General features: G+C 37.0%; 22 protein-coding genes and 1 other annotated feature. Of the genes, 15 read left to right on the top strand and 7 right to left on the bottom strand.

Annotated features, from left to right (window positions below; all coding sequences use genetic code 11):
- Nucleotides 1-18: 18 nt before the first annotated feature.
- On the bottom strand, nucleotides 19-954 hold the full coding sequence (locus tag ACE198_RS06780; protein WP_251457376.1) for a Na/Pi symporter: 936 nt from the start codon (nucleotides 952-954) through the stop codon (nucleotides 19-21).
- Nucleotides 955-1,170: 216 nt separating this feature from the next.
- Between ACE198_RS06780 and rpsU the strand changes: the two genes are divergently transcribed.
- From rpsU to ACE198_RS06755, 5 genes are all read left to right on the top strand, one after another.
- Nucleotides 1,171-1,344 carry a 30S ribosomal protein S21 gene (gene rpsU, locus ACE198_RS06775; RefSeq protein ID WP_007087607.1) on the top strand — a complete coding sequence of 58 codons (174 nt, stop codon included), beginning with the start codon at nucleotides 1,171-1,173 and terminating at the stop codon, nucleotides 1,342-1,344.
- A gap of 15 nt (nucleotides 1,345-1,359) precedes the next feature.
- The gene (locus ACE198_RS06770; RefSeq protein ID WP_251457374.1) at nucleotides 1,360-1,806 is read left to right on the top strand and encodes a GatB/YqeY domain-containing protein; all 447 of its coding nucleotides are present in this window, start codon (nucleotides 1,360-1,362) and stop codon (nucleotides 1,804-1,806) included.
- 122 nt (nucleotides 1,807-1,928) lie between these two features.
- The gene (locus ACE198_RS06765) at nucleotides 1,929-2,564 is read left to right on the top strand and encodes an NfeD family protein (RefSeq protein WP_251457371.1); all 636 of its coding nucleotides are present in this window, start codon (nucleotides 1,929-1,931) and stop codon (nucleotides 2,562-2,564) included.
- Nucleotides 2,565-2,580: 16 nt separating this feature from the next.
- Nucleotides 2,581-3,573 (top strand): flotillin-like protein FloA, encoded by a 993-nt coding sequence (gene floA, locus ACE198_RS06760; protein WP_251457368.1) that lies wholly within the window; start codon nucleotides 2,581-2,583, stop codon nucleotides 3,571-3,573.
- A gap of 32 nt (nucleotides 3,574-3,605) precedes the next feature.
- Nucleotides 3,606-4,043, top strand: coding sequence for a hypothetical protein (locus ACE198_RS06755; RefSeq protein ID WP_251457365.1), 438 nt, complete (start codon nucleotides 3,606-3,608; stop codon nucleotides 4,041-4,043).
- Nucleotides 4,044-4,281: 238 nt separating this feature from the next.
- Here the strand turns inward: ACE198_RS06755 and ACE198_RS06750 are convergent, their stop codons facing one another.
- The 6 genes from ACE198_RS06750 to ACE198_RS06725 all read right to left on the bottom strand — a co-directional run bounded on the left by ACE198_RS06750 (nucleotide 4,282) and on the right by ACE198_RS06725 (nucleotide 11,105).
- Nucleotides 4,282-4,884: a recombinase family protein gene (locus ACE198_RS06750; protein WP_375375072.1), complete on the bottom strand. Its 603-nt coding sequence runs from the start codon at nucleotides 4,882-4,884 to the stop codon at nucleotides 4,282-4,284.
- A 623-nt stretch (nucleotides 4,885-5,507) separates the two neighbouring features.
- The gene (locus ACE198_RS06745) at nucleotides 5,508-5,684 is read right to left on the bottom strand and encodes a hypothetical protein (RefSeq protein ID WP_375375071.1); all 177 of its coding nucleotides are present in this window, start codon (nucleotides 5,682-5,684) and stop codon (nucleotides 5,508-5,510) included.
- A gap of 147 nt (nucleotides 5,685-5,831) precedes the next feature.
- Nucleotides 5,832-6,077 (bottom strand): cold-shock protein, encoded by a 246-nt coding sequence (locus tag ACE198_RS06740; protein ID WP_375375070.1) that lies wholly within the window; start codon nucleotides 6,075-6,077, stop codon nucleotides 5,832-5,834.
- Nucleotides 6,078-7,414: 1,337 nt separating this feature from the next.
- Nucleotides 7,415-7,618, bottom strand: a complete 204-nt coding sequence (locus tag ACE198_RS06735; RefSeq protein WP_375375069.1) for a hypothetical protein — start codon at nucleotides 7,616-7,618, stop codon at nucleotides 7,415-7,417.
- Nucleotides 7,619-8,321: 703 nt separating this feature from the next.
- Nucleotides 8,322-9,350, bottom strand: coding sequence for a hypothetical protein (locus ACE198_RS06730; RefSeq protein ID WP_375375068.1), 1,029 nt, complete (start codon nucleotides 9,348-9,350; stop codon nucleotides 8,322-8,324).
- A gap of 156 nt (nucleotides 9,351-9,506) precedes the next feature.
- Nucleotides 9,507-11,105 (bottom strand): recombinase family protein, encoded by a 1,599-nt coding sequence (locus ACE198_RS06725; RefSeq protein ID WP_375375067.1) that lies wholly within the window; start codon nucleotides 11,103-11,105, stop codon nucleotides 9,507-9,509.
- Between the two features lie 109 nt (nucleotides 11,106-11,214).
- Between ACE198_RS06725 and yqfC the strand changes: the two genes are divergently transcribed.
- The 10 genes from yqfC (at nucleotide 11,215) to ACE198_RS06675 (ending at nucleotide 20,841) form a co-directional block, all read left to right on the top strand.
- Nucleotides 11,215-11,517: a sporulation protein YqfC gene (gene yqfC, locus ACE198_RS06720; protein ID WP_026563539.1), complete on the top strand. Its 303-nt coding sequence runs from the start codon at nucleotides 11,215-11,217 to the stop codon at nucleotides 11,515-11,517.
- Entirely contained in the window at nucleotides 11,514-12,707 is a 1,194-nt protein-coding gene (yqfD, locus tag ACE198_RS06715; protein ID WP_251457362.1) for a sporulation protein YqfD, read from the top strand. Before yqfC ends, yqfD begins: the two co-directional genes overlap by 4 nt.
- Nucleotides 12,704-13,672, top strand: a complete 969-nt coding sequence (locus ACE198_RS06710; protein ID WP_251457359.1) for a PhoH family protein — start codon at nucleotides 12,704-12,706, stop codon at nucleotides 13,670-13,672. The genes yqfD and ACE198_RS06710 overlap by 4 nt, the downstream gene beginning before the upstream one ends.
- 204 nt (nucleotides 13,673-13,876) lie before the next feature.
- Nucleotides 13,877-16,048 carry an HD family phosphohydrolase gene (locus ACE198_RS06705; RefSeq protein ID WP_251457356.1) on the top strand — a complete coding sequence of 724 codons (2,172 nt, stop codon included), beginning with the start codon at nucleotides 13,877-13,879 and terminating at the stop codon, nucleotides 16,046-16,048.
- Entirely contained in the window at nucleotides 16,045-16,515 is a 471-nt protein-coding gene (gene ybeY / locus ACE198_RS06700) for an rRNA maturation RNase YbeY (RefSeq protein WP_375375066.1), read from the top strand. Before ACE198_RS06705 ends, ybeY begins: the two co-directional genes overlap by 4 nt.
- The gene (locus tag ACE198_RS06695; protein WP_251457350.1) at nucleotides 16,499-16,879 is read left to right on the top strand and encodes a diacylglycerol kinase family protein; all 381 of its coding nucleotides are present in this window, start codon (nucleotides 16,499-16,501) and stop codon (nucleotides 16,877-16,879) included. Before ybeY ends, ACE198_RS06695 begins: the two co-directional genes overlap by 17 nt.
- Nucleotides 16,880-17,147: 268 nt before the next feature.
- A complete protein-coding gene (era, locus tag ACE198_RS06690; protein WP_026563545.1) occupies nucleotides 17,148-18,071 on the top strand; it encodes a GTPase Era in 924 nt (307 codons plus the stop codon).
- Between the two features lie 155 nt (nucleotides 18,072-18,226).
- The gene (locus tag ACE198_RS06685) at nucleotides 18,227-18,370 is read left to right on the top strand and encodes a YqzL family protein (RefSeq protein ID WP_066257674.1); all 144 of its coding nucleotides are present in this window, start codon (nucleotides 18,227-18,229) and stop codon (nucleotides 18,368-18,370) included.
- 34 nt (nucleotides 18,371-18,404) lie between these two features.
- Entirely contained in the window at nucleotides 18,405-19,157 is a 753-nt protein-coding gene (recO, locus tag ACE198_RS06680) for a DNA repair protein RecO (protein ID WP_098575537.1), read from the top strand.
- Nucleotides 19,158-19,207: 50 nt separating this feature from the next.
- Nucleotides 19,208-19,393, top strand: a binding site (T-box leader).
- A 65-nt stretch (nucleotides 19,394-19,458) separates the two neighbouring features.
- Nucleotides 19,459-20,841, top strand: a complete 1,383-nt coding sequence (locus ACE198_RS06675) for a glycine--tRNA ligase (protein ID WP_375375065.1) — start codon at nucleotides 19,459-19,461, stop codon at nucleotides 20,839-20,841.
- The last annotated feature ends 151 nt before the right edge of the window (nucleotides 20,842-20,992 follow it).

Here is a 20,992-nt window from a genome sequence, read left to right as displayed (position 1 = left end):
CGGCGAATGCCGTCTTTTTTAGGTGATTTTAGATGGTCTATCATGTAAAAATAAAATCATCTTGCCAAATCTGGTTGCAAAAGGTAAGACAATTATCGAAGTAACTACATTAAAAATGACGCTAATATGTGCTAATTGTACATTTTTGGTCTCTGCAAGAAGTGGAGCATTTTCAGTAAGTGTTGGGATTAGTGGGATAAACAGCAAAACCCCAAATACATTGAGCCAAACATGCGCAAATGCAGCTAATCTCGATTCCTTGCCGCCGCCAATCGAAGCAATTAGAGCTGTGATACAAGTACCAATATTCGCACCAAGGACAATAGCTATACCCGCATCTAGCTTCAAGAGTCCGGTTAATAAAAAACTCATTGCAATTCCAGTCATCGCAGTACTCGATTGAATAATGGCTGTAATAATTGTACCAGTTAACAGGCTTAAAAGAATATGATCATTAATGGAAAGGATATAATTATTGATAAAATTCATAGATGTTAATGGGACTGCAAGCATCTCGAACCCTTTCATAGCTGCAAAAACTGAAGAGATACCAAATAGCAGCATCCCGATACTTCTTGCTTTTTTATTTTTTAATAAAATAAGCAGAGCTCCGCAAATGGCGAGAGGAACGAGAACTTTATCTATATTAAAGGTAATTAATTCTGTTTTAAAGGTAGTTCCAATATTTGTACCGAGAATTATTCCAATTGACTGAGGGAAGGTCATTATTCTTGCTGAAATTAACCCAATTGTAATTACCATTACGGCAGTACTACTTTGTAAAAGTGCAGTAATAAATGTCCCTGTTAGCATCCCTTTTAAAGGAGTACTAGTAAGTTTAATCAGCCACCCCTTTAATTTGTTGGCCGATAAATTAAACAATGCAAATCGCATAATGGTCATCCCAAAGATAAATAATAAAATGCAAAGAACAAATAATAATATGTATAGCATTATACGGCCCCCCCTTGCTTCATTGTATGGTTGTACTATGAGGGACATGCCAGTTTTTAAGGAAATAAAGACAAGTCTTCAATTAATTGAATAAAAAAATAAAAAGCTTGTTTTATCCATGCGAATTTCAGTTGACCTTGTTTCAAGGTTATATTATAATTGCAAGGTACATGGATTGAATGTTAGTGTGTTGTGTTTCGGAGGGAGGGAAAGAGAATGTCTAAAACCGTCGTTCGTAAAAACGAATCGCTTGAAGATGCTCTTCGTCGCTTCAAACGTACAGTATCAAAAACTGGTACTTTGCAAGAGGCAAGAAAGCGCGAATTTTATGAAAAGCCAAGTGTAAAACGTAAGAAAAAGTCTGAAGCAGCTAGAAAACGTAAGTTTTAAGAGAGGGTGTAATACATGAGTCTTCTCGAGCGTTTGAATAATGATATGAAACAAGCGATGAGAAACAAGGAAAAAGACAAACTCTCAGTCATTCGGATGGTTAAGGCTTCATTGCAAAATGAAGCTATTAAGCTCGGCACGAAAGAGCTTTCCGATGATGTAGAGTTAACAGTCCTTTCTCGCGAAGTGAAACAACGCAAAGACTCCCTCCATGAATTTGGTAAAGCTGGTCGTGAAGACCTAGTTGATAAGTTGCGCACGGAATTGGCTATTGTTGAATTATATATGCCAAAACAGCTTTCTGAAGAGGAACTGGCAGAGATTGTTAAAGAAACGATTTCTGAAGTCGGCGCAAAATCAAAAGCAGAAATGGGAAAAGTGATGTCTGCGATTATGCCTAAAATTAAGGGTAAAGCAGATGGGGCACTTGTAAATAAACTTGTACAACAACACCTTTCATAGTATTCTGACATAAAGACTGCAGGTCAATGGCCTGCAGTCTTTTTAATTTTAATAATGAAACTTAATTCATTTACATACGTAATAAGTATAGTCGAGACTAAAGAAAGAAAGGGGGCTCTCGAATGACACAATTTCTTACTGACCCGATTGTTGTAACCATCCTTTTATCGATTGCGGGAATCGGAATTGTACTGGAGCTATTTTCAACAAGGTTTGGTGTGGCAGGATTTATCGGTGTGTTAGCGCTCATAGTATTCTTTTATGGCCATTTCCAAGCGGGTCTTGCGGGCTATGGCACCTTACTATTATTTGTGGCAGGTTTAATCCTTATATTCCTCGAGTTCTTTTTACCAGGAGCTATTGCCGGTACACTAGGTGTGGCTGCATTAATCTTAAGTCTTTTTTTAGCAGGAGAAGATACGATCCAAATCGGCGTATCTATCTTAATAGCTATTTTCTTATCCGTATTAATTTTCTTTATGATGATTAAAATTTTTAATAAAAAACTTGTTCTATTTAATAAAATGGTCCTATTTGATTCAGCAAGGAAAGAAGATGGATATGTCTCCAATATTAACAGGACTGATTTGTTGGGAAAGGAAGGTTTCGCCCTAACAGTATTGCGGCCTGCTGGAACTGTTATTATTAATAATGAACGAGTCGATGTAGTTAGTGAAGGCGGCTTTATCGAGCAGAACGCTCTCGTTAAAGTGATAAAAGTCGAAGGGGCACGTATTGTTGTAAGAGAGTTAAATTAAAAAGGGGTGTTTAAATATGTTTGCAAGTAACGGAACGATTTTTATTATTGCGGTTGTAGTAGTTGCCTTACTATTATTTGGAATCTTATTATCATTTGTACCGGTCATGCTGTGGATTTCCGCACTGGCAGCAGGTGTACGTATCAGTATCTTTACCTTAGTTGGAATGAGGCTTCGGAGGGTAACGCCAAGCAGGGTGGTTAATCCCCTTATAAAGGCCCATAAAGCGGGTTTAAACGTTACCACTAATCAACTGGAGAGCCATTACCTAGCCGGCGGAAATGTTGACAGAGTCGTAAATGCTCTAATTGCTGCACACCGGGCTAATATTGAATTATCCTTTGAACGTTGTGCTGCTATTGATCTAGCTGGTCGTGATGTTTTAGAAGCGGTTCAGATGAGTGTTAACCCAAAAGTCATTGAGACGCCATTTATCGCTGGTGTGGCTATGAATGGGATTGAAGTAAAGGCAAAAGCAAGAATTACTGTTCGTGCTAACATCGAACGACTTGTTGGTGGTGCCGGGGAAGAAACGGTGGTTGCTCGTGTCGGGGAGGGTGTTGTCTCTACCATCGGTTCGTCAGATAGTCATAGCAAAGTGCTTGAGAATCCAGATCTGATTTCCCAAACTGTTCTTTCCAAAGGCCTTGATGCTGGTACGGCCTTTGAAATCCTCTCCATCGATATTGCGGATGTAGATATCGGTAAAAATATTGGAGCTGAATTACAAACAGAGCAAGCAGAAGCAGATAAGAAAATTGCTCAAGCGAAAGCAGAAGAGCGCCGGGCGATGGCAGTGGCTCTAGAACAAGAAATGAAAGCAAAGGTTCAAGAGATGAGGGCAAAGGTTGTAGAATCTGAGGCAGAGGTTCCACTGGCAATGGCTCAAGCACTTAAATCGGGCAATATAGGTGTAATGGATTATATGAACTATAAAAATATATCAGCAGACACTGATATGAGAGGTTCTATCGGTAAGATGACTGGAGACAAAAAAGACGGACAATAATCCACTTTGGGATATGAAAGGGGTGGAGATTATTGGAAAGCATACTATTTATGATTATCATCGGTATTGCTTCTATGGTTTTCCGTAATGCCAAAGGGAAGAAAGGAACAACTAGAAACAAAACATTTTCAAAGGAAACTTTTGATGAAATTCGAACTTTGGTAAAAAAACAACTGGATTTTGAGGAATCTCGAACAACTGGACCCTTACCATCAAAGAATATTCCAGATACTCCAAAAGATAATCTTGAAAATAAATACCTTCAACTAAAACAAAAGCCTGAGGTCAATCGGATCGGAATGTCCGTTGGCCAACAAAAGGCTGAAAAAGTAGATGGAAATCCTAGACCGGTAGAGGACAGCAACATCGCCCTAAATTCCGATGAAAAAACGCTCATTAACAGTATTATTTGGGCTGAGATTCTTGGGGAACCACGGTCAAAAAAACCATACCGTCCCAGAAACAGTTAGTGGTAAATCAACTTAGTTAATACGAAAAAGGTGTGCTAGAACGTCCTTTCATTTCATAAATATGAAATTTGTTATAGGTGGTTGGTAATAAGAAGCTTTGACTCGGTAACTTTAGAATTTAGGGATGTGTGAATAAGGCAACCTACCCCATATCCCGCAAATGAACCCTGTCAAGATGTGGAATTCACGCCCCCGTATCTATTCAAAAGAAAAGAGACTCCTCGGTTTGGGAGTCTCTTTAACTTGCCTCATATTCCTTGACTTTGCGATAGAATGTAGCCTTGGTCATATTTGATTTCTTCATTGCTTCAACTGCGGTGATTTCTCCTGTTTTCCATTCCTTATAAGCCTCTTCAAACTCAAATGTAATAGATGTTTTAGGTCTTCCTAGGTGTTTACCATGCGCCTTTGCTGATGCTATACCCTCAGCTTGACGAGTCTTAATCTTAGTTCTCTCTTCTTCAGCAACCCATGATAGTACTTGTAAAACCAAGTCAGCCACAAAAGAACCGATTGAATCATTGTATTTACGTGTATCCAATAATGGCATATCCATTACAACCATATGTGCTTTGATGTTCTGTGTGATGTCTTTCCATTCGTTTAGAATCATCTCTTTATTTCGACCAAGTCTATCTAACGAATGAATATATAATGTATCTCCTTTACGCAAGCGCATTTTCAAAGCTTGGTATTGAGGTCTATTGAAGTCTTTACCGCTTTGCTTGTCGATATGAATATCACGCTCATCAATTCCAAGAGCATACATACTATCCAGTTGTCGTGCTTCGTTTTGGTCTTTACTACTTACTCGTACATATCCGAACTCTTTGTTATCCATGTTTAAATCCACCTTGTTATTTGATACTCTTATCTTATCTGAAGTGTATCTAAAGGTCAATAACAAATATGATACGTATCAAAAATCGATTAAATACCATATGAGACTATTCAAACCCTTATTCAACCGTTTCATGATATGTGTACCAAAAAGTGTACCTTTTGAAACATGAATGCCTTATTGATAACAATATGTGTTAAAAGCTATGATATCCTTTCTTAGGTAGCACTCAATAGGTTATACCCTGTTATCGATTACTCGTCTCGAACAACATCAGCTTATTACTTCCTGTTTTATCGCTTTACCTTGCTAAATCAAATCGAATAGATGAGTCGTGTCGGAAATTTACCGAATACTGTTTTGTGAATGAGAGTGGTTTCTATTTCACGCCTACACACTAAGCACTGATATGAGGCATACAGAATGCCCTCAGATTCAATCTGTGAGCATAACTTAATTAAAGGGGAAGAAGGGGAGGAGAGACTCTTAAGAAGCCACTACGAGCGTATATGGGTGTGTTTGCTTTGTGTACTCACAATTCGGGTTCTAACAGACACAATAAAGAACTTGGAGAGTTTCCAAGTCCTTTAACATCTGTTGTATGGCTTTTCACGAGTTTTAATTTATTTTTCTAGTCTTTTAACCAACCTAATTATCCAATACAATATTATCCAAGGCAGAATGAACTTTGTAGCCCATTCTATTACATTAGGAATCACATATGAAGTGTTAATACCGATAAACGGAAGTATTAACCAAAGTGCAAATAAAACTATAATACCAATAATCAAATTTTTCATTTTAGATGCCCCCTTCTGATTCCAATATTACCATAAAAATCCATTAATTTCTCTATACATAAGGGATTAAGGTTACTACTCCTTTTCCAAGTACAAAAAAGCGTTCCTGCTAAATACAGAAACGCACACCGCTACTTAAGAAACCTTTTAATCGGATATTATAGTTACATTTTCTGCGACCTGCTTTTGGTCAACTGAACCTGAGTTTTCAATTAAATCAAATAATACCTTCTGTCCTTGTTTAAGGTATCGGAAACCATTTGGAAACCTAGCCTCATCATGCAAAATTGAACCAAAATGAACAAAGACATAATTCCCATCTTCTCCGTCAAGCATAATGCGACCATATCCTTTTTCTTCCTTAAACCATTTTACAATTCCCTCACGTTTCAATCCTATCACCCCGTTCTTTATATTACCTTTCAAGAGTAAGGGGTTTGATGTTTCTCTGCCCCCTTTTCTCTATTCATACCATTGTATTGATGGGATGGTTTCTCTATCACCAATAACCAGACAACTTCACTAAAGGCTAACACAATACCCTCAGATTCACTCCTAAGTACATCTTAGCATTTAAGGGAGGGGAAGAGGGAACTCTCCAACCGCCACCACAAGCTATTCTGAGCGTCTGTAAGTGTCTGTGGTTAAACCCTTACCACAACAAAAAAGCATTCCTGCTTGGCTACAGAAACGCCCAATTATACCAACCAAGTTTATAGGTTTTAAGCTTTCTTTTTAACTAACTTGACCACTCCCCATACTACTACACCGATAATTACTGCCCAAAGTATAATTGGAAAAATAGTTCCTACAGTTTCCATGAATAACCCCCTCCCTAAACTACATAGTTAAGCAAGAAAATCGCTATAAAAACTACGCAAAGTAAACCGACCCTTTGAATTAAAGGCTTCTTTGCAAACCATTTCCATCTTTTGCTTTCATAATTAAACATCATGAAATCAATAATGCTTAGCAGTAATGCTCCTAGTACGACCCAAGTAATATTTGACATAGAACATCTCCCTTTATTACCCAATACTGGTAATTATTTATTTCTACACAATTGCTTTGAATTCCTTCTTCAAAAGAGGGAGTGGTTATTCCTCCCTTTTCCATTCTACGGATGAGAATAGTTTCTTATTACCGAATATAACTAACCAAACAACTCCAAAATAGACTTAACATAAAGCCCTCAGATTCAATCCTAACCACATTAAAGAAAAAAGAGGGGGAAGAGAGAATAGAAAGAGGAAAGACTCCTGTAACATCACCACGAGCCATTCTGAGCGTTTGTGAGTGTGAATATGAACCGCTAACCTCTCCTTACCCCAACACAAAAAAGCGACCCTTCGTTATGGAAGAATCGCACCCGAAACTTAAATAAGAATGTATGTTTTTACTTTTTTTCTTTGATTGCTAAAAAGGTAAGTATTAATGCAAATAAAACCAACAAGTAAACTGGTGTCATCCAAATTAAATAAATAGAGTCAGGGCTATTTTGTACAAATCCAGTGTCAATTGCAATGGCATTCCAATATAGACTAACGGGGATTATCAACTTCGATTGAAATTTTAGGAAGGTATAATATGCTGTGTGTAGCCCGTACAACTATATAAATTATGCTAAACAACAATAGTCCATTAGCAACTAATAATTTCTTCATTTAACAAACCTCGCCTGCGACAAAACTCTCTTCGATTCCAAAACACATCCCCAGAAAACATAATAATTAAATTTCTCCTAACGAGTACCAAAATCCTTCTTTAACTGTATCCGTTAGATTATTTAGTATCCTTTTTTTGCTATCTCTCTTATTCTCTAACCGTAACCTTATCCATATGCCAAAAGCACATGCAGCTACCACAGTGAAAGTGCCTAAATAAAATTGCAACTTGATAATAAATGGAATCTCTACTCCCGTGCGCCAATCCATATGTCATTCCTCCTATTTCCGTATTGACCACTATCTTCCATATTGAACTCCAAAATCACTACACCCTTAAAATATAATAAGACCAACAACTTCTCCTTACTTACTCCTATTGGCAAACACAATAAGAAACATAACAAAAGCACCTATGATAAATACACCTATATGAAACCCAATATTCCAAAACAATGGGAGTGGGTCACCTCCTCTATAAATGATTAACTATATAGTACAGTTTACCTCCTATGTTAACATATAGCAGGGAAATGTGGTTGGATTTTCCATTTCCTTCTTCAACTCCCCGTAACTTTAAGCACATACTTTTACAATCAATTTAGCTTGTAAAAGCAGCTAAGGTATCCTTTAGATTCAATCTTGACATAACCGAATATAAAGGGAATAAGGTAAGAAGACTCCTTAACCACCACACCACGAGCCATTCTGAGCGTCTGTGGTTAAACCTTTACCACAACAAAAAAGCGTTCCTGCTTAGTACAATAACGCTACTCTTGAGTTGATATGTACTTGCTCTACTGATAAACCTCAGATAAACACAAGAAGATAAAGCCACGATCTGGTCGTGGCTTATCTTCTTGCTAGAACTAACATCCTTTTTCAATAGCTTTGGATTAAGTTAGCAGGGGAGTGAAAGGGATTGTTACTCTTATTAAAATCAGAGTTTTATTAGACATCGGGTTTCATACCCTTAAAGGTTGTTTTCATTTGCATAAATGATGGTTTTACTTGTAGCGAGTTTGAACCTTTCCTTCAATTCCTTATTAGCCTTTTTGTACTCTAGATTATACTTATCCTTTATTTCAGATATACTCCTGTCAAACTCCCTACTCAGTATTGCCTTTTTGTTCTGTTTCTCTCGTTTAAATCCATATTCCCAAGGTTGCAATTGATTATAATCGATTTGAACATACCTTAGTATTCTGTCTTTGGTTGTATAGCCATGACGTTGAATATCCTTTAAAATAAACTCCTCAATCTTTGATTGAACATATTGACTATATTCTGATATATAGCGCTCATCATGGAATACTGTATCAGCAAACTGTTGTCCAAATACCCTAATAAGATAAAACTTACTGAAACCATTGGCACGAAAATTATTGTCTAAAAGAACTCCCGCTCTTCGATTTGCTTCGGTTAACAACTCATCATTATAGATTGGAATAGTGTAGTAATTAATAGGCGATAGCTTTTTATGGTCTATACCCATTCTTTTGGCTAATGCTTTTGTTTCCCTCAATGCTCTACGCTCTGTCGTTCGATTATTAGTGTCATCGTATTTAAGTTTATTCATTAACCCCAATGTACAAAAAATGGAGATGTTTCTGCTCCATGTATTATAACCACCAGAGTATAAAGATGCTAAATACCTAGATGATACATAAAAGTAATAATTGCCTTGCTTTCGTGCCAGTCGACTAACAATTTTGTCTCTAGAATACTCAATTATTGTTGTCAAATAATGCAATCTGCGCTTAATCAGCTTATAGAGAAAAGGGTAACTTTTTTCTAACTCCTGCTCATTTTGCAGATGAGCAAGATTCCTTTTAATCTTTTCGTAATTGGAAGAATAAAGTTTTTCTTTTTCTTTCAATTGATACTTTTGATATTCTAGAGCAAAATCATCTAGAAATTCATCCAATTCTTTCTTAACGTGGGCTATTGGTTCATCAATTGGAGTTGATTGGTTGTATACGTCTTTTTCGTTGTTGCTCAATATATCACCTTCAACCTTATGTTTATACTGTGGGTTTATTATGCTTATAACTATGTGGAACAATAAATAGTACCAGTGTCATGGTACGTAAAGAAACGAATCTACACAATCTGTCAGTTAAAGATTAAAGAGGATACTCCTATTCATGGATATCCTTCATTTTGATGCAATAAGTATCTCTATAAAATCACCTTTTTCAACTTTAAGGCTTTTCGTTGAATGATTTATACCCGTTACTTTCTCAGTAAGCCTTGTATAGTAAACTTTGTCCAACATCAATTTTAATAAACGATTGCATTCAGCCAAATCTTGTTGAGAAGCCTCGCTATTATACAATTCATAGAATCGCTTAATCTTTTCTATTTTAGCTTCATACTTTAATGTAATGGATTCCTTGTCCATTGATTCGATTTCTGATTGTAAATCACCAATTGTACTCGAGATGCGCATTAATTCTGTTTCTGTTTCAGTCTTCTTCTTTTGAAACTGTTCCCTTGTTAAATCTCCATCAGCACGCATTTCAATGTATCCCTCGAGTCTTTTTTTTAGCTTCTCGGCGGTCTTATTCAGTTCTGAAATTGATTGTTCTAAATCATCCTTAGTAACGCTCTGAGGGGTGTTTATAGCCTTCTCCCACTCTTCTCGATAGAACTGCTCAAGGAATCTAAACTTCTTTTGAAATGCATCCAATAGTAAAGCTTCTGACACCCCACGATTCCCACATTTACAAGCCTTGAGGTAGATTGCATTAGCTTGTTTAGAATCCTTTCGAAATCCAATCTTACTTTTACACTTTTTACAGAAAACTAAATCTTTTAAGATAGATAACACTTGTCCTTTCGAACGAGTTCGTTTAGCTAACCCATCCTGACCACCTGATAAACGACTTGAAACAGCTTCCTGTGCTTTCTTAAAATCCTCCGCAGTGATAATAGCCTCATGAGCATCTTTAACCATAATGGTTTCAACAACCATCTTTTGTTTATTCTTTACGTGATAAGTGATTACGCCTGTGTAAACAGGGTTTTTAAGGATAGTATTAATTTGCGATAGTCCAAACGGTTTGCCTTCATGGATTGTTCCTGCATTCTTCCCACCTTGTACTTCATAAGTGCGTGTCTTATAACCCGCTAATGCTAACTTATTTACAATAGAAGGAATACTGTAACCGTTAATGGAATAATCGAAAATCTTCCTTATTATATTGGATTCCTCAAGATTAATTTCTAACTTCCTTGTTCTATCGTTTCTTTGGTAACCAAAGGGAGCAACACCTTGTACAAATTCACCACGTAAAGCACCCATCCGTTTACCACGTTTTTGTCTTTTAGCAATTAACCGCAACTCCTGCGCTGACATTACTCCTTCAATATCGAATAGTAAACGGTCTTCACTATTTAAATCATAAATTCTTTCTTTAGTCAGAAGAGGAATTTCATACTCTGCTAAAGTATCTGCAATCATTTGTGAAGCGCCTAGTTTACGACTTAAACGGTCAGTTGATACAACGAATACTGCATCATATAACCCCGCTTTAACACCTTCTAAAAGCTTGGTTAATTCTTTCCGTTCACTAACATTTTTTCCGCCTGAAATGATTTCCTCATAACATTTATAGTTATAATTCCGTTCTTTACAATATTCTTCTGCAATTGTTCTATGTGAGAGTAAAGTATCTCTTCCTTCTCCTGCTTCCCTTGAAATACGGAGTAGAATTCCTACGTTTTTAATAAGTGTGTCTGTTCCTGCAGTCATAGTTGCCAACTCCCAAGAATATGATTAACAGAAGCAAGTATATCATGAATTCCCTACATATATCTATAAAAAATTGCATAAATATGAGATGAAAGGGGGTTCTTTTTTTATGGCGAAAAACTGGGCCGGGCGGGTTCGTAACTGGATGGCTAAAAAAATGGATCTTCCTCAAGATGTCATGATGGATTTACCCCGTATTACGATGATCGGGCAAATTCATGTCTATATTGAGAATCATCGAGGGTTGTTGGTATTTACAGATAAGGAACTTCGCTTGTTGTTAAAGCAAGGACAGTTATTAATAAAAGGAAAATCCTTTGTGATTAAAACCATTTTACCTGAAGAAATTTTGCTAGAAGGGAAAATTGATCAGGTCATTTATATAAATGAAAATCCGGGAGGAACAAAATGAATAACCAGTGGATCGAATTTTTTAATGGCAGGGTTACTGTAAAAGTATCAGGAAAGGGCACTGAACGTTTTATTAATGTCCTGACAAGAAATGATTTTCCAATCTGGAATATCAAAAGACATGGAACCGAGACAATAACGTTTAATATGAGGCTTAAAGATGCCAAGAGTATCAGGCGATATGCGAGGAAAAGCAATTGCTCAGTATCCTTTTTACGAAGGAACGGGCTTCCTTTTTTATTTCGCAGAATGTTGAAAAATAGTGGCTTTATAGCAGGTGCAGGAATTTTCTTGTTCCTATTATTGCTTCTGTCTAATGTTATCTGGGGAATAGAAATTAAAGGCGCAAAACCAGCAACAGAGTACCAAATCCGTAAAGAGTTGGACAAGATGGGCGTAAAAATTGGAAAGTTACAATTTTTTGTAGATAATGTGGAAGGTATTCAGAGGAAACTGACTAATAATGTCGGGGACTTAACATGGGTTGGTGTGGAGTTAAAGGGGACAACCTTTCACCTCCAAGTAGTTGAAAAAAATGAGCCCAAAAAACCCGAGCATTTATCACCGCGGAATCTTATTGCGAAAAAGAAAGCAATAATAGTTAATATGTATATTGAAAATGGTCAAAAAATGGTGGATATTCATGATCACGTAGACAAAGGTCAACTCCTTGTTTCAGGTGCATTTGGACAAGAAGATAGCCCAGAATTGGTTGCTGCTAAGGGTGAGGTCTGGGGCGAAACATGGTATAAAAGTCACGTTGAACTCCCGTTAGAAACCAACTTTAAAGTTTTTAACGGTAAAGAAAAGGAAAAACATTTTATATTACTTGGCAATTTTGAACTCCCAGTTTGGGGGTTTGGTAAGCCAGAATTCAGTAATTATGAAACAGAAGAGAATGTTCATAAAATTCATTTCTTGAAGTGGGAATTGCCAGTTTCCTACCTCAATAAGACCCTTCGCGAGCGAGAAGAGGTGCAGCGTTCTTATACTAATAAAGAGGCGCAGCAAATAGCAATTGAACTTGCAAAAAAACAAATAAAAGGGCAGTTAGATGAAGATGCTATTATAAAGGATGAAAAAATTTTACACAAAGTAAATAAAAATGGTAAAGTTATACTGGATATTCATTTTAAGGTAATAGAAAATATTGCGGTCGGACAACCGATTTCCAAGGAGACTAGTGAATGACAGAAAAGTTAACTACCATAAGTGTACAGCTTGAAAATCCTGCAGAAGCAATTAGTTTGCTAGGGAATTCAGATTCCAATTTAAAAATCATTGAACAGGAACTTGGAGTCACAGTCATTACTCGTGGTGAAGCAGTTAGTTTGTCAGGGGACGAAGAAAAAGTTACTCTGGCAGGGCAGATTCTTAATAAATTAATGATCGTGATCCGTAAAGGGGTAAATATTAGTCAAAGAGACGTCCTGTATGCTGTGCAAATGGCGAATGCAGGGACATTGGAATATTTTGTGAATTTATACGAAGAAGAAATTGGCAAAAATGTAAAAGGAAAAACTATTCGAATTAAAACACTTGGTCAAAGACAGTATGTGATGGCCATCAAAAAAAACGACCTTGTATTTGGGATTGGACCTGCTGGAACGGGTAAAACCTATTTAGCTGTGGTCATGGCTGTTAACGCTCTTAAAAATGGACAGGTAAATAAAATAATTCTAACAAGACCAGCGGTTGAGGCAGGGGAAAGTTTAGGCTTTTTACCAGGGGACTTAAAGGAAAAAGTGGATCCATATTTACGGCCATTATACGATGCACTTCATGATATATTGGGGGCAGAGCATACACAAAGGTTAATGGAAAGAGGGACGATTGAGATCGCCCCGCTTGCTTATATGAGGGGACGTACATTAGATGATGCATTTGTCATCTTAGATGAAGCCCAAAATACAACACATGCACAAATGAAAATGTTTTTAACAAGGCTTGGATTTGGGTCTAAAATGGTTATCACTGGGGATCAAACACAAATTGATTTGCCAAAAGGGGCAAAATCCGGCTTAGTTGCAGCAGAAGCAATCTTAAAAAATGTCAACGGAATATCGTTTATCTTTTTAGAACAAACGGATGTTGTTCGACATCCGCTCGTTGGCAGAATTATTGAGGCATACGAGAAGAAAGCAATTCAACAATAACAAGGGGGTAAACCTATAAAGGTTTGCCTCTTTTTTTCTAAAAAATGTAGTAAAAACAAATCTTCTCCTAAAGAAGGTGAAACTTGTACGAAAAACTGTTATCATTTTACATGAAGCAAAAACAGTGAAAATATGACAATTATTGAGAATTGATTTATGAACAATTTGAATCTTTTTTCAAGGGCAGTGGTTGGAGGGATATAGTTGGGTAAACTTCAGCAATACTTCATACGGATACGTAAGCTGCTGGATATAACTTTCTTTCTAGTACTATTCTTTATAATGTTAGGTACCGTTTTATTAGCAGCAATGTATAGTAATGTAAAACCTGAGAAATTAGATTTAAGCCTATTTTCAGTTGCGGAAAAAACAATTCGTTCACCAGGAACAGTAGAAGATAGAAAAAGTACAGAAAATAAGCGTAAAGAAGCAATAGATCAGGTTCAGGATGTCTATACCTTAAAAAAAGAATACACACAAAATCGAGTGGATTTAATTAGCTCCATTTTTCAAGCTACAGTTGAGATGAATGATGAAATAAAAGAAGAAATAAACAAGCATGCTGAGTTAGCAGCAGAAGAAAAACCTGATAAAGCTGAACCAAGTGATTCGGAAAAAATGGACCGGTTAAAAGCGAAATTAACACCAAATGTCTCCAAGGGACTTTCTGATCAAGTCTTTGTTGCTTTAGTACAAGCCAATCCTGATGAATTATCGATTGCTAAGGATTTAACTGTTACAGCGATTAATAATGTAATGGCCCAAAGGATTTCTGCAGATGATGTTGAGAATGCCAAGAAAAGAGTAGAGGAAGAATTAAAATACACCACCTTGAATGATAATTTAAGAAGGGGTGTCATCGAATTAGGCAGGTATGCTATTATTCAAAATGAGTTTTATGACCCTAATGCGACCGAGGAACTGAGGCAGCAAGCAGTAGAAAGTGTGGAACCTGCCAAAATTCTACAGGGGCAAATTATTGTTGAAGAAGGAGAGTTAATTAACCAGGATATTTATCGGCAATTAAAGTTGGTCGGTCTCCTTGATAATGAACGACCCTTCAAACCCTTTATTGGCTTAATCGTTCTAATAACGATTATTCTATCAGCTATCTATTTTTATTTTTCTCAAATTAAGTCTATACCAGGAAAAAAGCAGACGGACTTGTTATTATTTGGGATAATATTCATCCTTACGATACTTATAATGAAAATCATCAGCATGCTGCAAATTTTTAATTATGCTGGAATTGGCTATTTATTCCCTGCTGCTTTAGGAGGGATGTTAATTAAAATATTAATTGATGAAAAGTTAGCCACGCTAATGTCTATTATCATGGCGGTTTGCGGCAGTATTTTATTTAATGAAGGGGTTACGGGGACTTTAAATTTTTCAGAGGGTATCTATATCCTATTCAGTTCCTTGGCGGGTATCCTATTTTTAAGTAAACTTAATCAACGGTCGAAAATCTTTCAGGCAGGCTCCTTTGCCGCACTCGTAAACCTGTTAACTATCTTAGCGTTAATGTATTTGCCGAATGGGCAATTTACTGGAATTGAGTATGGATATTATCTAATTACAGCCCTTGTTTCAGGAATAGGTTCAGCGGTACTAACGATTGGACTCCTTCCTTTTTTTGAGGCGAGTTTCGGAATCTTATCAACGATGAGGCTAATCGAACTTTCTAATCCCAACCATCCATTGCTTAGAAAAATTTTAATGGAAGCACCAGGTACATATCATCATAGTGTGATGGTCGCTAATTTAGCGGAATCTGCTTGTGAAGCAATTGGAGCGAATGGTCTATTAGCGAGAGTAGGAAGTTATTATCATGATATTGGAAAAACAAAGCGCCCGAATTTTTATATTGAAAATCAGATGCATCTTGAGAATCCACATGATCGCCTCCCGCCAGATAAAAGCGCGAATATTATTATCGCACATGTAACAGATGGATCTTCTATTTTGAAAAAATACAATATGCCCAAGGAAATTATTGATATTGCCGAGCAGCATCATGGAACTACCTTGCTAAAATTCTTTTACCACAAAGCAGCTCAAGCTGATACTGAAGTTAAGGAAGCAGATTATCGATATCCTGGACCTAAGGCACAAACAAAAGAGTCTGCAGTAGTTGGGATTGCTGATAGTGTGGAAGCGGCTGTTCGCTCTTTATCCCAGCCTACGCCTGAATTAATTGAGTCACTAGTTAAGAAAATTGTTGCGGATCGTCTTCAAGATGGACAATTAAACGAATGTGATCTCACTATGAGAGAAATTGAAACGGTTTCTGAAGCGTTATGTGAAACTTTAAAAGGGATTTTTCACTCCAGAATTGAGTATCCAGAAATGATAAAGAAGGTGAAGCAAGCATGACATTACTAATTGATTGTATTGATGAAACTGAAACACTTACAGAAGAACAAATGCTTGAAATCGAACGGGTAATTAACTTTGCCGCAAAAAAACAGGATGTGGAAGAGCATAGTGAGGTTTCTGTCACATTTGTTTCAAACGAAAGAATTCAAGAAATAAATCGAGAATACCGGGATAAAGACAAGCCAACAGATGTTATCTCGTTTGCGATGGAAGAACTAGGGGAAGGTGAAGTGGAATTTGTAGGAGCCGATATGCCTAGGGTTTTGGGTGATATCATTATCTCTGTTCCAAAAGCAATCGAGCAGGCAGAAGAATATGGGCATTCTTTTTTACGTGAACTTGGTTTTCTAGCTGTACATGGATTCTTGCATCTCCTGGGTTATGATCACATGACGGCAGAAGAGGAGAAAGAAATGTTTACATTGCAGAAGGATATTTTAGACGAATATGGACTCAAACGCTAAATCGGCACAGTATGGGTTGTTAAGGTCATTTTCGTTTGCATTTGCGGGGATTGCAACTGCCCTGAGGGGCGAGAGGAATATGCGCTTCCATTTTTTTAGTTCGATTGTTGTTTTACTTATTTCTTTTTATTTTTCAATTACTAAATTTGAATGGTTATTCATCCTTATGGCAATTGGAGGAATGTTTGCGTTGGAAATAGTGAATACAGCTATCGAAAGAGTAGTAGATCTCGTTACAGGAGAATATCATTCCTTGGCAAAACAGGCGAAAGATTTGGCGGCTGGCGCCGTCTTTGTATATGCCGTTCTTTCATTTGTCATTGGGATTGTGATCTTTTTACCTTATATTCTAGAGTTATTTTAGATAGTTAGAATAGGGGGTTCGACGAAATTTGAAATCGAATAATGAATTCGGTAAAATGACTCTACAGCGAAAAAAAAAGTGGACTCGCTAATTTATGAGAAAATTCTAATTTTTTAATTTTTTTCATCTATATGTAATGATTTTCAATGGATTTTGAGGTAAAATAAAGGAACAGCAGACATCTGCTGGAAGGGAAGAACACGAGTGAATATCGAACACCTAATTGAAGAAGCAACAGTATGTGTTACTGTAACATCGGAGGATCTCCATGTTAAATAATGAGAACTCCAGCAAAGGTTATAAGTCAGGTTTTATTTCTATAATTGGCCGGCCTAATGTCGGGAAATCCACGTTTCTAAATCGGGTGATTGGCCAAAAAATTGCGATCATGAGTGATAAAGCGCAAACCACTCGTAACAAAATCCAAGGCGTGTTAACAGTAAATGATGCACAGATGATCTTTATTGATACGCCAGGAATTCATAAACCAAAGCACAAATTAGGCGATTTTATGATGAAGGTAGCAGTGAATACGCTTAAAGAAGTAGACTTGATTTTGTTTATGGTGAATGCCGAAGAAGGGTTTGGCCGTGGCGAAGAATTTATCCTTGAAAAGTTTCAAACCGTTAATACGCCAATTTTTCTTGTCATTAATAAAATTGATCAAGTTCATCCAGATAAATTATTGCCAATTATTGAATCATATCAAGAAAAATATCCATTTAAAGAAATTGTCCCCATCTCAGCGCTTGAAGGTAATAATGTCGAAAGATTGCTCGAGCAGATTAAGTCTTTCTTGCCAGAGGGACCACAATACTATCCAGCAGACCAAGTGACAGATCACCCGGAACGTTTTATTATTACAGAGCTTATCAGGGAGAAAGCCCTTCACTTAACAAGAGAAGAAATTCCACACTCACTTGCTGTTGTTCTTGACAAAATGGAGCGACGAGAGGGTAAGGACATGATCGATGTCATGGCAACCGTAATTGTTGAACGTGATTCCCAAAAAGGAATCATAATTGGAAAGCAAGGAAGTATGTTAAAAGAAATTGGGAAGCGTGCACGGGCAGATATAGAAAATCTTCTAGGGTCTAAGGTGTATTTAGAGTTATGGGTAAAAGTTCAAAAAGACTGGCGTAATAAGATGTCCCAGCTTCGAGATTATGGTTTTAACGAAGATGAATATTAATTAACCCTAACTAAAGTATTACTGTTTATTTCAAATTATGCATGGACAACATTAACAAATATTTCGTCTTATGATTTTTGCGCTGGCAGGCTATGATAATTGTAAGGTTTGGGACCGAATAACAGCTAGTCTAAATATGAAAGGTGGGGTTTTCGATGATGGATTTTACGTGGAAAGTATTCCTCCAAACAGGTAATATTGACACATATCTTCTCATTAAAGAACTAGAGAAGGAAAACCAGGAAATACCCGGAAATCTGAATGATGAGCTAGCACAAATCGATTTTCCCGTTTCATAAGTTTGTCTTCGTGCTACTTTAGAAGGTGACAATAATGCTTCAGAAGTGTGAAGGCATTGTTATTAGAACAACTGATTATAGTGAAACAAATAAAATTGTAACAATATATACTAGGGAATGGGGAAAGGTTGGAGTCATGGCTCGTGGTGCAAAAAAGCCTAACAGCCGCCTTTCCTCCATCACACAGCTTTTTACACATGGTTATTTTCTAATTGCAAGAGGGTCTGGTTTAGGCAGCCTGCAGCAGGGAGAAACGGCTACATCATTACGGTCGATTGGTGAAGACATTTTTTTAACTGCTTATGCTAGTTATATTGTCGAATTAACGGATAAGTGCACGGATGAAAAGAAACCAAATCCTTTTCATTTTGAGTTGCTTTTTCAAACATTAAATTACTTAAATGAAGGTTATGACCCAGATATCCTCATGAATATTTACGAGATGAAAATGTTAAATGTGATGGGTTTGAACCCAATCTTAAATCAATGTTCCGTTTGCGGCAGTACAGACGGACATTTTTCTTTTTCGATTCGTGAAGGCGGGTTTCTCTGTCATCGATGTCTAGAAAAAGATCCGTATCATCTTAAACTATCCGCTGCTGCGGTTAAATTATTAAGGGTATTTTATTATTTTGATCTTTCAAGATTAGGGAATATTTCTGTTAAAGAAGAAACAAAAGCTGAACTTAAGAAGGTTATTACTGCCTATTATGAAGAGTATTCTGGTTTGCACCTTAAATCCAAGAAGTTTCTAAATTCCATGGATAAATTTCGCAATCTCTTATAATCGCCTAGTTGACAATGTTTGGAGTTTTCGCTATTATTTTCATTAATAAAATAATTGCAGTGATGGAGAAGAGTACTTAGTCATCCTCTATAAAAGCGAACCTAGGATAGTGTAAGCTAGGGTATAGAGAACTAACGAAGGCGTTCCTGAGCAATATTTGTGTTTATTAACACGATAAAAGAGGCTGCTTCTTAGCAGCAATTAGGGTGGAACCGCGGGTAACTCTCGTCCCTATGCTAATCTAGCATAGGAACGGGAGTTTTTTTGTTTGAATCAAATTTATTTTAAAGGAGCAATTTCTATGAATGTAACAATGGAACAAATCGTTTCACATGCCAAACACAGAGGATTTATTTTTCCTGGTTCAGAGATCTACGGAGGTCTTGCCAATACTTGGGATTACGGTCCGTTAGGTGTTGAATTTAAAAATAATATTAAGCAGGCATGGTGGAAAAAATTCGTCCAAGAGTCACCATATAATGTCGGTTTAGATGCGAGTATTTTAATGAACCCGCGTACTTGGGAAGCATCTGGCCATATTGGGAACTTCAATGATCCGATGATAGATTGTAAAAATTGTAAAGCACGTCATCGTGCCGATAAATTAATTGAAAATGCTCTCGATGAAAAAGGCATTGAAATGATTGTCGATGGCTTACCATTTGAAAAAATGGAAGAGTTGGTGAAAGAACACAATATCGCTTGTCCAGATTGCGGCAGTCATGACTTTACTGGAATTCGCCAGTTCAACTTAATGTTTAAAACTTTCCAAGGAGTAACAGAATCAAGTACAAATGAAATTTTTCTTCGTCCTGAAACAGCCCAAGGTATCTTCGTTAATTTTAAAAATGTCCAGCGGACGATGAGAAAGAAAATGCCATTTGGTATTGCTCAAATTGGGAAGAGTTTCAGAAATGAAATTACTCCGGGTAATTTCACTTTCCGAACAAGAGAGTTTGAACAAATGGAACTTGAATTTTTCTGTAAGCCTGGTGAGGAGTTGAAATGGTTTGATTATTGGAAGCAATTTGCTGAACAATGGTTAATGTCATTAGGCCTTACAAAGGAAAATTTAAGACTTCGCGACCACTCTGAGGACGAATTGTCTCATTACAGTAATGCTACAACTGATTTTGAATTTAAGTTTCCGTTTGGCTGGGGCGAACTTTGGGGGGTTGCTTCAAGAACAGACTATGATTTGAAGCAGCATATGGAGTATTCTGGTGAGGACTTCCATTACCTCGATCCAGAAACAAATGAAAAGTTTGTTCCTTATTGTATCGAACCATCTTTAGGAGCAGACCGTGTTACTTTAGCATTCTTAATTGATGCTTATGATGAAGAACAGCTTGAAGATGGTACTTCTAGAACGGTCATGCATTTCCACCCTGCATTAGCTCCGTATAAGGCAGCGGTTCTTCCGTTATCAAAGAAATTGTCAGAAGAAGCACGTGAAGTTTTCGCGACTCTGGCTAAACATTTTTCAGTTGATTATGACGAATCAGGATCGATTGGAAAACGCTATCGTCGGCATGATGAAATTGGTACTCCGTTTTGTATTACCTATGACTTCGACTCTAAAGAAGATAATATGGTTACAGTTCGTGACCGTGATACAATGGAGCAAAAGCGTATCTCGATACATGAACTAGTTAGCTTCTTGCAAGAAAAGATGATGTTTTAAGAGGAAACTCGCCAATTGGCGAGTTCAGATTGTAGACAAAAGGCATTCGATGAGCTTAATCGAATGCCTTTTTATGGTTTTTTTGCTCGTAAGAGCAAATTTTGACCTTTTCTATACCTTTATCTAGGCCTTTTCTGGACTTTTCCATGTC

The sequence above is a fragment of the Neobacillus sp. KR4-4 genome (genome assembly GCF_042136325.1).
Lineage (GTDB): Bacteria > Bacillota > Bacilli > Bacillales > Cytobacillaceae > Neobacillus.
The sequence above is the reverse complement of the archived record's forward strand: the minus strand, read 5'-3'. Positions and strand labels throughout refer to the sequence as shown.

Bases quoted from the DNA above. Each gene is read 5' to 3' on its own strand.
- ACE198_RS06765 (WP_251457371.1), top strand. From the start codon at position 1,929: ATGACACAATTTCTTACTGACCCGATTGTTGTAACCATCCTTTTATCG.
- ACE198_RS06780 (WP_251457376.1), bottom strand. From the start codon at position 954: ATGCTATACATATTATTATTTGTTCTTTGCATTTTATTATTTATCTTT.
- era (WP_026563545.1), top strand. From the start codon at position 17,148: ATGTTAAATAATGAGAACTCCAGCAAAGGTTATAAGTCAGGTTTTATT.
- recO (WP_098575537.1), top strand. From the start codon at position 18,405: ATGCTTCAGAAGTGTGAAGGCATTGTTATTAGAACAACTGATTATAGT.
- ACE198_RS06695 (WP_251457350.1), top strand. From the start codon at position 16,499: ATGGACTCAAACGCTAAATCGGCACAGTATGGGTTGTTAAGGTCATTT.
- ACE198_RS06725 (WP_375375067.1), bottom strand. From the start codon at position 11,105: ATGACTGCAGGAACAGACACACTTATTAAAAACGTAGGAATTCTACTC.
- rpsU (WP_007087607.1), top strand. From the start codon at position 1,171: ATGTCTAAAACCGTCGTTCGTAAAAACGAATCGCTTGAAGATGCTCTT.
- yqfC (WP_026563539.1), top strand. From the start codon at position 11,215: ATGGCGAAAAACTGGGCCGGGCGGGTTCGTAACTGGATGGCTAAAAAA.
- ACE198_RS06675 (WP_375375065.1), top strand. From the start codon at position 19,459: ATGAATGTAACAATGGAACAAATCGTTTCACATGCCAAACACAGAGGA.
- ACE198_RS06685 (WP_066257674.1), top strand. From the start codon at position 18,227: ATGATGGATTTTACGTGGAAAGTATTCCTCCAAACAGGTAATATTGAC.
- ACE198_RS06745 (WP_375375071.1), bottom strand. From the start codon at position 5,684: ATGAAAAATTTGATTATTGGTATTATAGTTTTATTTGCACTTTGGTTA.
- ACE198_RS06750 (WP_375375072.1), bottom strand. From the start codon at position 4,884: ATGGATAACAAAGAGTTCGGATATGTACGAGTAAGTAGTAAAGACCAA.
- ACE198_RS06735 (WP_375375069.1), bottom strand. From the start codon at position 7,618: ATGGATTGGCGCACGGGAGTAGAGATTCCATTTATTATCAAGTTGCAA.
- ACE198_RS06770 (WP_251457374.1), top strand. From the start codon at position 1,360: ATGAGTCTTCTCGAGCGTTTGAATAATGATATGAAACAAGCGATGAGA.
- floA (WP_251457368.1), top strand. From the start codon at position 2,581: ATGTTTGCAAGTAACGGAACGATTTTTATTATTGCGGTTGTAGTAGTT.
- ACE198_RS06710 (WP_251457359.1), top strand. From the start codon at position 12,704: ATGACAGAAAAGTTAACTACCATAAGTGTACAGCTTGAAAATCCTGCA.
- yqfD (WP_251457362.1), top strand. From the start codon at position 11,514: ATGAATAACCAGTGGATCGAATTTTTTAATGGCAGGGTTACTGTAAAA.
- ybeY (WP_375375066.1), top strand. From the start codon at position 16,045: ATGACATTACTAATTGATTGTATTGATGAAACTGAAACACTTACAGAA.